Consider the following 9,583-nt stretch of genomic DNA (forward strand, 5'->3'; position numbering starts at 1 on the left):
ATCAGGTCGAGGTCGAATTCGCGTTCCAGCCGCTCCCGGGTGATCTCCATGTGCAGCAATCCCAAAAAGCCGCAACGGAATCCGAAGCCCAGCGCCACCGAGGTCTCCGGCTCGTAGGTGAGCGCGGCGTCGTTGAGCTGCAACCGGTCCAGCGCATCACGCAACGCGGGATACTCCGAGCCGTCGACCGGATACAGACCCGAGTACACCATCGGTTTGGGTTCGCGGTAACCGGTCAGGGGTTCGGTAGCGCCGTGGCGCGCAGTGGTGACGGTGTCGCCGACCTTTGACTGGCGGACGTCCTTCACGCCGGTGATCAGATAACCCACTTCGCCGACGCCGAGTCCGGCGGTGGGCTTGGGTTCCGGGGAGACGATGCCCACCTCGAGCAGCTCGTGGGTGGCTCCAGTGGACATCATCGCGATCCGTTCGCGCGGGGTGATCTTGCCGTCGACCACCCGGACGTAGGTGACCACACCCCGGTAGGTGTCGTAGACGGAGTCGAAGATCATCGCCCGAGTCGGCGCGTCGGCGTCGCCTTGCGGGGGCGGCACCTGGCGGACCACCTCGTCGAGCAGCTGCGCCACCCCTTCACCGGTCTTGCCGGAGACCCGCAGCACGTCGTCGGGCTCGCAGCCGATGATGTGGGCGATCTCGGCGGCGTAGCGGTCCGGGTCGGCGGCGGGCAGGTCGATCTTGTTGAGCACCGGGATGATCACCAGGTCGCGGTCCAGCGCCAGGTACAGGTTTGCCAGCGTTTGCGCCTCGATGCCTTGGGCGGCGTCGACCAGCAGCACCGCGCCCTCGCAGGCAGCCAGCGCCCGGGACACCTCATAGGTGAAGTCGACGTGGCCGGGGGTGTCGATCAGGTGCAGGACATAGTCTTTGCCGGCGTCGGGGCCGCCGGCCACCCGCCAGGGCAGCCGCACGTTTTGCGCTTTGATCGTGATCCCGCGTTCGCGTTCGATGTCCATACGGTCCAGGTACTGGGCGCGCATGGAGCGTTCGTCGACCACGCCGGTGAGCTGCAGCATCCGGTCCGCGAGGGTGGATTTGCCGTGATCGATGTGGGCGATGATGCAGAAATTCCTGATCTGCGCCGGCGCGGTGAAAGTTTGGTCGGCGAAACTGCTGATGGGAATCTCCTGCTCGACGTGCGGTTACGCGGCGCTGCGCGGGTAGCTCCAGGGTATCGAGGCAAGGTCACGACGACACAATCCGGCGAGCCTATGCTGGCGACCATGGCCTCCCCGCGGAAGTCGCAGTGGAAGACGTTGCAGCGGATGGCGGAGAACTTGGTGCTCAACGAGGCCCCGAAATTCATCCGCCAGCTGCAGAACTCACCGACGATGCAACGGGGCATACAGCGCGGTATCAAGGTCGGGATGGACGTGATCATCGGCAGCGTCGCGCAACCGCCGGCCGCCGTCACCCAGGGCCGGCCGGTGACTCGCCGCAGCGTGCCCACCGCGCACCGCGCGCGCAAGCTGGTGTATGCCCCAGACCTGGACGGCCGTGCCGATCCAGGCGAAATCGTTTGGACCTGGGTGGTCTACGAGGAGGACCCCACCCGCGGCAAAGATCGTCCGGTGCTGGTAGTGGGACGCGACCGCCGAACCTTGCTTGGACTGATGCTCTCCAGCCAGGAAAGCCACGCCCACGACCCGAACTGGGTGGGCATCGGGGCCGGCAGCTGGGATGAAGCGCGCAGGCCGAGCTGGGTTCGCCTGGACCGGGTGCTCGACGTGCCCGAGGAGAGCATTCGCCGCGAGGGCGCGATCTTGGAGCGCGAGATCTTCGAGGTTGTCGCGGCCCGGCTACGCGCCGAATATTCCTGGAGCTAATCCCCTTCGGCGTCGAGCGTCGACTTAACGCACACTTCCTCAGCGACGACCGTGCCTCAATCGCACGTTCGCCAGTCAGCCCTGGGTGATGTAGGACTGCAGCTGCGCGTGCTCGGCTTCCAGCTCATCGATCCGGGTCTTGACGACGTCGCCGATGCTGACGATGCCGACCAGTTTCCCGCTTTCGACCACCGGCACGTGACGGACCCGGTTTTCGGTCATCAGTGCGCTGATGGCATCGACCGTGTCGGCTTTGGTGCAGGTGGCGACCACCGACGTCATGATTTTCGACACCGGGCATGCGAGCACCCGGGCGCCATGGGTGTGCAATTCGCGCACGACATCACGTTCGGAAACAATGCCTTCCAGGCCGTCTGGCCCGACGACCACCATCGCGCCGATATTGTGCTCGGCCAAGCCGGCGAGCAGTTCGGTGACCGTGGCATCGGGATTGATGGTCACGACCGCCGCGCCCTTGTTCCGCAAGACGTCCCGAATCCGCATCGAAGCCTCCCGCCGGTTGTGCGCTGGTTCACACCAGGCTACGGCGATCTTGCTCACCGTGAAAGCGGCGAATCGCTATCGCGCTGCCGCGGTCTGTGCCATACCTAGAAGACGCTGCATGGGCGTGCACTGAACTTGCAACGGACGGTGGCATGATCGAGATCACTCTGCTGGGCACTGGAAGCCCCATCCCGGATCCCAACCGTGCCGGTCCCTCGACGCTGGTGCGGGCAGATGGACAGCTCTTTCTGGTCGACTGCGGCCGAGGAGTGCTGCAGCGTGCTGCCGCAATCGGCGTGGGCGCCAATGGGTTGACAGCGCTGCTGCTCACCCACCTGCACAGCGACCACATCGCGGATCTGGGCGACGTTCTCATCACCCGTTGGGTCACAACCTTCGGACCCGACCCGGCTTCGCTGCCGATCATTGGCCCGCCCGGCACCGCCGACGTGGTTGAGTCGACGCTCAAAGCGTTCGGCCATGACATCGGTTACCGGCTCGCCCACCACGCTGACCTGACGTCCCCGCCCGTGGTCGAGGTCAGCGAACACAGCGAGGGCCCGGTGTGGGACCGCGGCGGCGTGACGATCCGGGTAGCACCCACCGATCACCGCCCGGTTACGCCGACGATCGGGTTCCGGATCGAATCGGGAGGCGCCGCGGTTGTCCTGGCCGGCGACACCGTGCCATGCGACAGCCTAGACGAACTGGCTCGCGATGCAGATGCCTTGGTGCACACCGTGATTCGGAAAGACATCGTCCGGTTGCTGCCGCAGCAGCGGATCAAGGACATCTGCGATTACCACTCGTCGGTTCAGGAGGCCGCCGCGACCGCCACCCGCGCCGGGGTGGGCACCCTGATCCTCACGCACTACGTGCCGGGCATCGCGCCGGGCCAGGAAGAGCAGTGGCGGGAACTGGCCGGGTCAGAGTTCGACGGGCGTATCGAGCTCGGTGACGACCTGCACCGGGTCGAGATCCAACCGCAGGCCTGACCGCTATCCGCCGCCCGCAACGCGGTTGGCGGGGTGGTCCACGGCCACCGCAGCGCGGTGCGGAGGCAGCATCGCGCCCGCGAGCAGCAGCCACAGCAACGCCGCGACTCGCGCGACCGGCAGGATCACACCCAGCCCGGGCCAGACCAGGACCAGCGTGGCGGCCTCGCCGAGGACCGCGATGGCCAGCCCCGCCCAGGCCAGTGGCTTCGGCAGCAGCCCCATGACCAGCGCCGGCGCTGCCATACCGGCGACGAGCAGCCCGAGCGCCACGATGTGCCCCGGCCCGCCGACCAGGAACACCAGGAAATACAACGCCCTGACCAACGCTGGGTCGGCGCTGACGTCCGGTCGCGACAGCGTCCAAGCCAGCAAACCTGTCAGGCCCAACGCTGCCGCTGCCAGGGTGCCTGCAGTCAGCGTGACCGTCGCCGCCGATTGGGCCGCGCCGAGCTGACGCAACCGGGCGCTAGCTGATGCCGCGTAGACCGCCAGCGGCACCGACGACGCGAACGCCCCAACCGCGCCGGCCTCTACCGCCACCGGCTCGGCTCGCACATAGTCCAGGACCGGTCCTGACGGCCCGTAAGGCAAGGGCATCAGCCCGCCCAGTGCAACGGCGATGGCCAGCCCACCGAACAGCAGCAGCAGACACGCCGCGGCGAGCAGCACCAGCAGCGGTCCACCGCGGGTGCCGGGCCGAGCCGACTTTTCTGCGGACGAGTCGTTCATCTGAGGAACGATATGCCCCGGCAGCGGCTAAGCCAGTCGGGTGACTTCGACGATCACGTCGAGATCGGTCGCGCCCTCTCCGGAGTAGATGCCTTTCAGCGGGGACACGTCCGAGTAGTCGCGGCCAACCCCCACGCTGACGTACTGCTCGTTGATTTCGGCGTCATTGGTCGGGTCGTAATCCCACCACACCCCGGTCCAGGCCTGAATCCACGCGTGACTCTGACCGTCCACCGTGTCACCGATCTCGGGATTCCGGTCCGGATGTAGGTAGCCCGAGACGTATCTTGCGGGAATTCCCATGCTGCGCAAGACGATCAACGACAGGTGCGCGAAGTCCTGGCACACACCTTTGCCTTCGCGCAGCGCGTCGAGGCCGGAGTAATGCACGCCGGTGCTTCCCGGAAGGTATTCCAGTTCGCTCCGCACCCACTGGGCGGCGGCGACCACCGCGTCGGCGGGTTCGTGGTATTTGGCGATCCGCCTGCCAACGGCGGCAATCCGTTTGCTTGCCGGCGTGTATCCGGTAGGGGTCAGCACCTCGTCGAACCGATCGATCACCGCCTCGGTTTGTAGCTCTGGCCACGTCACCTTCTCATTCGGCGGTTCCGGACGATCGGTCTCGACAATCGACGCCGACGTCACGGTGAGCTCGGTGTGCGGAGCATGCAGATCGAACGCGGTCACCGCAGTCCCCCAATAGTCCACGTAGCGATATGACCTCGTAGCCGGCACCGTCTCGACCCGGTTGAGGATGACGTTTTGCCGCGTGTCCGACCGCGGCGTCAGCCGGGCTTCGTTGTACGACGCGGTCACCGGCGACGGATAGGCGTAGCCGGTGGTGTGCACCACCCGCATCCGCCACATCAGGTCTTGCCCCGCGCGGCGGGCCGCGGACCGCGTTGGCCGACATCGGACCACGCCACCCACGGCGCCACATGAAAGTACTGCAGCGCCAACGCTTCTCCGACTTCACTGCAGGTGTTCTGCAGGCCGGCCAGCCGGGTCTCCAGCGAATCGAGCAGCGCACCGGGTTGCAAGAATTCAAGTTCGCTGCGGGCCCGGCCGAGCAGCCGCTGCGCTTCCGCGGTGGCCCCGATCCGGCTGTGCGGACGGTGCTGCAGTTCGTCGAGGTTGTGCTCGGCCACTTTGAGCGAGAAGAATATCGAGCGCGGGAAAAGCCGGTCGAGCAGCATGAATTCGACCACCCGGTTCGCGTCCAACACCCCGCGATAGGTGCGCAGGTAGGTGTCGTGCGCGCCGGCCGAGCGCAACACCGTCACCCACGCCGGCGACGATGCGCTGTCCCCCACGCGTGACAGCAGCAGCCGCACCGTCATGTCCACCCGCTCGATCGCGCGGCCGAGCATCATGAAGCGGTAGCCGTCGTCACGGGACAGCGTCGAGTCGGCCAGGCCCGCGAACATCGCGGCACGACCTTCGATGAACGACAGAAAGTCGTGCGGCCCAAAGCGTTTGGCTGCCCTTTCCCGTTCGGCTAGCGCATTGTAGGTGGTATTGAGGCATTCCCAGATCTCGGTGGACGTCACTTCCCGCGCCGAGCGCGCGTTTTCCCGGGCAGCCGAGATCGCGTCGACGATCGAGCAGCCCCCTTGGGTATTGCGGCGAAACGCCACCAGATCGGTCAGCGACCAGACGTCCAACTCGGTATCCGGCGGCTCAATCGCGAGCACTTGCAGCAGTACCCGCGAGGTGTGGTCGGGGTCGACGCTGGAGTCCTCGAGCAGTTGGTGCACGCTGACATCGAGAATGCGTGCGGTGTCGTCGGCGCGTTCGACGTAGCGGCCGATCCAGTACAGCGCCTCGGCGTTTCGTGCCAGCATTGCCCACCCGCCTTTACTGTTGCTGCGACTGCTGATCCGGCGGTTGGCGCACCGGCTGCTGGTGTACCGGCTGCTGGCGCTGCGCCGACGCGGAACCGTCGGTCGCGGTGTCGCCGTCCGGCGCGGGGGCCGGCTGCGGCAGGGACCGCACGATTTCAGCCGCGCCCAGCTCGCGGTCGAGCAGCGATGCGCGCGGCGCCAACACCCAGGTGTCCTTCGACCCTCCGCCCTGACTGGAGTTGACCACGAGGGACCCCTCCTGCAGTGCGACTCGCGTCAGACCGCCGGGCAGCACCCACACCTCGTCGCCGTCGTTGACCGCGAAGGGCCGCAGGTCGACGTAGCGGGGCGCGAGTTCGTTCCCGACCCGGGTCGGCACCGTGGACAGCTGCATCACCGGCTGCGCGATCCAGCCGCGCGGATCGTCACGAATCTTTTTGGCCACCGCGGCGCGTTCCTGCGCGGAGGCTTCCGGGCCGAAAACGATGCCGTACCCGCCGGAACCCTCGACCGGCTTGACCACCAGCTCGCCGATGCGGTCGAGCACCTCCTCGCGCTCGTCGTCCAGCCAGCACCGCAACGTGTCCACGTTGGCGAGCAACGGTTTTTCGCCGAGGTAGTACTCGATGATCGTCGGCACATAGGTGTAGACGAGCTTGTCGTCGCCGACCCCATTGCCGACGGCGCTGGAAATCACCACGTTGCCGGCGCGGGCGGCGTTGAGCAGACCGGCGACCCCGAGGACCGAATCCGGGCGGAATTGCAGCGGGTCCAAGAAGGCGTCGTCGATGCGCCGGTAGATGACGTCGACCTGGCGCTCGCCTCCTGTGGTGCGCATGTAAACCTGGTTGTCACGGCAGAACAGGTCGCGGCCTTCGACGAGTTCGACACCCATCTGCCGGGCCAGCAGCGAGTGCTCGAAGTACGCAGAGTTGGCCACGCCCGGGGTGAGCACAACCACGGTCGGGTCGGCCTCGTTGGTGGCCGCCGACTTCCGCAGCGCCCGCAGCAGGTGCGCGGGGTAGTCGTCGACCGCGCGCACCCGGTGGGTGGCGAACAAGTTCGGGAAGACCCGCGCCATCGTGCGCCGGTTCTCCATCACGTACGACACCCCCGACGGCGAGCGCAGATTGTCCTCGAGGACACGGAAATTGCCGCGCTGATCGCGGATCAAGTCGATGCCGGCGACGTGGATTCGTACACCATTGGGTGGGATGATGCCGGCAGCTTGGCGGTGAAAGTGCTGACAGGAGGTCACCAGCCGCCGGGGGATGACGCTGTCGCGCAGGATTTCCTGGTCGCCGTAGATGTCGTCGAGGTACATCTCCAGCGCCTTGACGCGCTGGGTGATGCCGCGTTCCAGCCGCGTCCACTCTGCGGCTGAAATCACCCGAGGGATCAGGTCGAGCGGGAACGGCCGCTCCTGGCCAGACAGCGAGAAGGTGATGCCCTGATCGACGAATGCGCGGCCCAGCGCCTCGGCTCGCGCCTCGAGCTCGGAGGCGTCGGACGGGGCGAGTTCGGCGTAGATGCCCCGGTAAGGGGCCCGGACGTGGCCCTGCGAATCGAACATCTCGTCGAAGGCGTTCGCGTAGCTTCCCGCGTTGTTGTAGCCGTCGAAGATGCGCTGGTAGCGCTTCGACGCGCGGGTCTGGCTGCGTGAGTTGCGCCTGGTCTCGACGGACAGCGTGCGAACGCCCACTGAAATATGCTGCACCACCGCGGCGGTTTCCGCAGGCCAAGGCGCTCCGCTTTGAGAGAATGCCCCGCTGACTGATACCCTGGCTCGTCGCTGCCCAATTGCCTGGGCAAACGCTGACTCACCCACACCCGCCGAGAACGACGAAGGAACTAGCGCGTGGCCAATATCAAGCAGCAGGCGAAGCGCAACCGCACCAACGAGCGCCGGCGGCTGCGCAACAAGTCGGTCAAGTCGTCGGTTCGCACGGCGATCCGCAGGTTCCGTGAGGCTGCCGAGGCCGGTGAGAAAGACAAGGCGGCGGAGCTGCTGGTATCGACCACCCGCAAGCTGGACAAAGCGGCCAGCAAGGGTGTGATCCACAAAAACCAGGCGGCGAACAAGAAGTCTGCGCTGGCGCGCGCATACAACAAGATCTGAACTATCCGCGACTCGTGGCTAGCTCGGCGACCTTCCTGACCGCGGCTTCCAGCGCATAGTCCGCGTCCGCGGCGGCCCCCTTGACGTCGGCGTTGAGTGCCGCAACCAGTTTGATCGCCGTCGCCACCGTGTCGCGCGACCACCGCCGAGCCTGGCGTTGAGCTTTCTGCACCCGCCACGGCGGCATCCCGAGCTCCGCCGCCAGCCGGTAGGGGTCGCCGGACAGGGGTCCCACCCGGGCAATGGTGTGCACGGCTTCGGCCAGCGCGTCAGCGAGCACCACGTGTGGCTCACCGCGCATCATCGCCCACCGCAGCGCCTCGGCAGCTCCGGCCAGGTCGCCGGTCACGGCTTTGTCGGCGATGTCGAAGCCCTTCACTTCGGCCTTGCCGCTGTGGTAGCGGCGCACCGCCACGACGTCGACCTGGCCGCCGGTGTCGGCGACCAGCTGCGAGCAGGCCGAAGCCAGTTCGCGCACGTCGGACCCCACCGCGTCGAGCAGCGCGGTGACCGTGTCGTCGTCGACCCGCATGTTCAGCGAGCGGAATTCGCCACGAACGAAGTCGACGCGTTCACTGGCTTTGATGATGCGGGCGCATGGGTGAACCTCGGCGCCGAGGTCCCGCAGTTGGTTTGCCAGTGATTTGGCTCGCCCCCCGCCGGAATGGACGACCACCAGCACGGTTGCGGGCGGGATGTCGGCAGCTGCGGTGGCGATGAGCGTGGCCGCGTCCTTGCCAGCCTCGCCGGCGGCTTCCAGCACCACCACCCGCTCGTCGGCGAATAGCGACGGGCTCAGCAGCTCGGCGAGCTCGTAGGCGTCGACATCACCGGCACGCACCCGGCTCACCGGCACATCGTCGGTGCCGGCATGCTCCCGCACCGATCGCAGTATCGCCGCGACGGCGCGCTCGACCAGCAGCTCTTCGTCTCCCAGCACCAGATGTAACGGCGAAACCGCTGAGCTCACCCCACGATCGTGTCACGACCAGCCGACACCGACACGCCGGACACCAGCCCCGACAACGCCCACGCCACCAGGCACGCCACGCCAACCGCGGCGGCCGCCCGAAACCACCGCCACCGCCAGAGCGCGACGACCAGCACAGCGCCGACGCCGACCACCACCACGCCGGCCACACCCGTGGGCACGGGTAGGTTCGCAGCCGGCACACCGGCCGCCCAGTGCGCGACGTTGAGCACCCACCACAGCTCAGGACCGGTGAAGCGGATCAGCAGTTGTGCCGCCACCGGCCAGCACACGCCCAGCGTGGCCGCCGCGGTGCCCAGCACGGTGATCGGCGCAATCACGGGGGCCACGGCAAGATTGGCCGCCGCGGCCACCACGCTGACGCGCCCGGAGATCCCGGCCACCAGCGGCGCGGTGACCAATTGCGCGGCACACGCAATAGCAACCGCATCCGCGAGCGGCCTGGGCCAGCCGCGCGAAACCATGCGCCGAGACCATCCCGGCGCAATCACAACCAGCGCCGCCGTCGCCACCACCGACAAGGCAAAGCCCACGTCGACAGCCAGCTGGGGAGC

General features: G+C 67.2%; 10 protein-coding genes and 1 pseudogene. 3 read left to right on the forward strand and 8 right to left on the reverse strand.

All coding sequences use genetic code 11. The features are described 5' to 3' along the window. Positions 1 to 1,188: pseudogene (gene lepA / locus VFA16_RS22035) on the reverse strand (translation elongation factor 4); the annotation flags it as partial. Positions 1,189 to 1,241: 53 nt separating this feature from the next. On the opposite strand from lepA, the gene VFA16_RS22040 reads away from it, so the two are divergent. Continuing rightward, positions 1,242 to 1,844 carry a type II toxin-antitoxin system PemK/MazF family toxin gene (locus VFA16_RS22040; RefSeq protein ID WP_324969878.1) on the forward strand — a complete coding sequence of 201 codons (603 nt, stop codon included), beginning with the start codon at positions 1,242 to 1,244 and terminating at the stop codon, positions 1,842 to 1,844. A 75-nt stretch (positions 1,845 to 1,919) separates the two neighbouring features. On the opposite strand, the gene VFA16_RS22045 is transcribed toward VFA16_RS22040, so the two are convergent. Next, positions 1,920 to 2,348, reverse strand: a complete 429-nt coding sequence (locus tag VFA16_RS22045) for a CBS domain-containing protein (RefSeq protein ID WP_324969879.1) — start codon at positions 2,346 to 2,348, stop codon at positions 1,920 to 1,922. A gap of 152 nt (positions 2,349 to 2,500) precedes the next feature. Between VFA16_RS22045 and VFA16_RS22050 the strand changes: the two genes are divergently transcribed. Then, positions 2,501 to 3,343: a ribonuclease Z gene (locus VFA16_RS22050; RefSeq protein WP_324969880.1), complete on the forward strand. Its 843-nt coding sequence runs from the start codon at positions 2,501 to 2,503 to the stop codon at positions 3,341 to 3,343. A 3-nt stretch (positions 3,344 to 3,346) separates the two neighbouring features. Here VFA16_RS22050 and VFA16_RS22055 read toward each other — a convergent pair whose 3' ends face one another. Genes VFA16_RS22055 through VFA16_RS22070 form a run of 4 tightly spaced genes read right to left on the reverse strand, consistent with a single transcriptional unit; the run spans position 3,347 to position 7,606 of the window. Further along, entirely contained in the window at positions 3,347 to 4,075 is a 729-nt protein-coding gene (locus tag VFA16_RS22055; protein ID WP_324969881.1) for a hypothetical protein, read from the reverse strand. A 27-nt stretch (positions 4,076 to 4,102) separates the two neighbouring features. After that, positions 4,103 to 4,942: a transglutaminase family protein gene (locus tag VFA16_RS22060; RefSeq protein WP_324969882.1), complete on the reverse strand. Its 840-nt coding sequence runs from the start codon at positions 4,940 to 4,942 to the stop codon at positions 4,103 to 4,105. Then, complete coding sequence (locus VFA16_RS22065) at positions 4,942 to 5,919, reverse strand: alpha-E domain-containing protein (protein ID WP_324969883.1); 978 nt, start codon at positions 5,917 to 5,919, stop codon at positions 4,942 to 4,944. The genes VFA16_RS22060 and VFA16_RS22065 overlap by 1 nt, the downstream gene beginning before the upstream one ends. A 13-nt stretch (positions 5,920 to 5,932) precedes the next feature. Beyond that, entirely contained in the window at positions 5,933 to 7,606 is a 1,674-nt protein-coding gene (locus VFA16_RS22070; RefSeq protein ID WP_414687787.1) for a circularly permuted type 2 ATP-grasp protein, read from the reverse strand. Positions 7,607 to 7,777: 171 nt separating this feature from the next. On the opposite strand from VFA16_RS22070, the gene rpsT reads away from it, so the two are divergent. After that, positions 7,778 to 8,038, forward strand: a complete 261-nt coding sequence (gene rpsT / locus VFA16_RS22075) for a 30S ribosomal protein S20 (protein WP_324969885.1) — start codon at positions 7,778 to 7,780, stop codon at positions 8,036 to 8,038. A gap of 1 nt (position 8,039) precedes the next feature. Here rpsT and holA read toward each other — a convergent pair whose 3' ends face one another. Both holA and VFA16_RS22085 read right to left on the reverse strand, forming a co-directional pair. After that, positions 8,040 to 9,008 (reverse strand): DNA polymerase III subunit delta, encoded by a 969-nt coding sequence (gene holA / locus VFA16_RS22080; RefSeq protein WP_324969886.1) that lies wholly within the window; start codon positions 9,006 to 9,008, stop codon positions 8,040 to 8,042. Next, on the reverse strand, positions 9,005 to 9,583 hold a 579-nt coding region (locus tag VFA16_RS22085), incomplete at its 5' end, for a ComEC/Rec2 family competence protein (protein WP_324969887.1). The genes VFA16_RS22085 and holA, both read right to left, overlap by 4 nt.

This window comes from Mycobacterium sp., from assembly GCF_035653355.1.
In the GTDB taxonomy this organism is placed as follows: domain Bacteria; phylum Actinomycetota; class Actinomycetes; order Mycobacteriales; family Mycobacteriaceae; genus Mycobacterium.

Bases quoted from the DNA above. Each gene is read 5' to 3' on its own strand.
- VFA16_RS22050 (WP_324969880.1), top strand. From the start codon at position 2,501: ATGATCGAGATCACTCTGCTGGGCACTGGAAGCCCCATCCCGGATCCC.
- VFA16_RS22040 (WP_324969878.1), top strand. From the start codon at position 1,242: ATGGCCTCCCCGCGGAAGTCGCAGTGGAAGACGTTGCAGCGGATGGCG.
- VFA16_RS22055 (WP_324969881.1), bottom strand. From the start codon at position 4,075: ATGAACGACTCGTCCGCAGAAAAGTCGGCTCGGCCCGGCACCCGCGGT.
- VFA16_RS22045 (WP_324969879.1), bottom strand. From the start codon at position 2,348: ATGCGGATTCGGGACGTCTTGCGGAACAAGGGCGCGGCGGTCGTGACC.
- VFA16_RS22060 (WP_324969882.1), bottom strand. From the start codon at position 4,942: ATGTGGCGGATGCGGGTGGTGCACACCACCGGCTACGCCTATCCGTCG.
- VFA16_RS22065 (WP_324969883.1), bottom strand. From the start codon at position 5,919: ATGCTGGCACGAAACGCCGAGGCGCTGTACTGGATCGGCCGCTACGTC.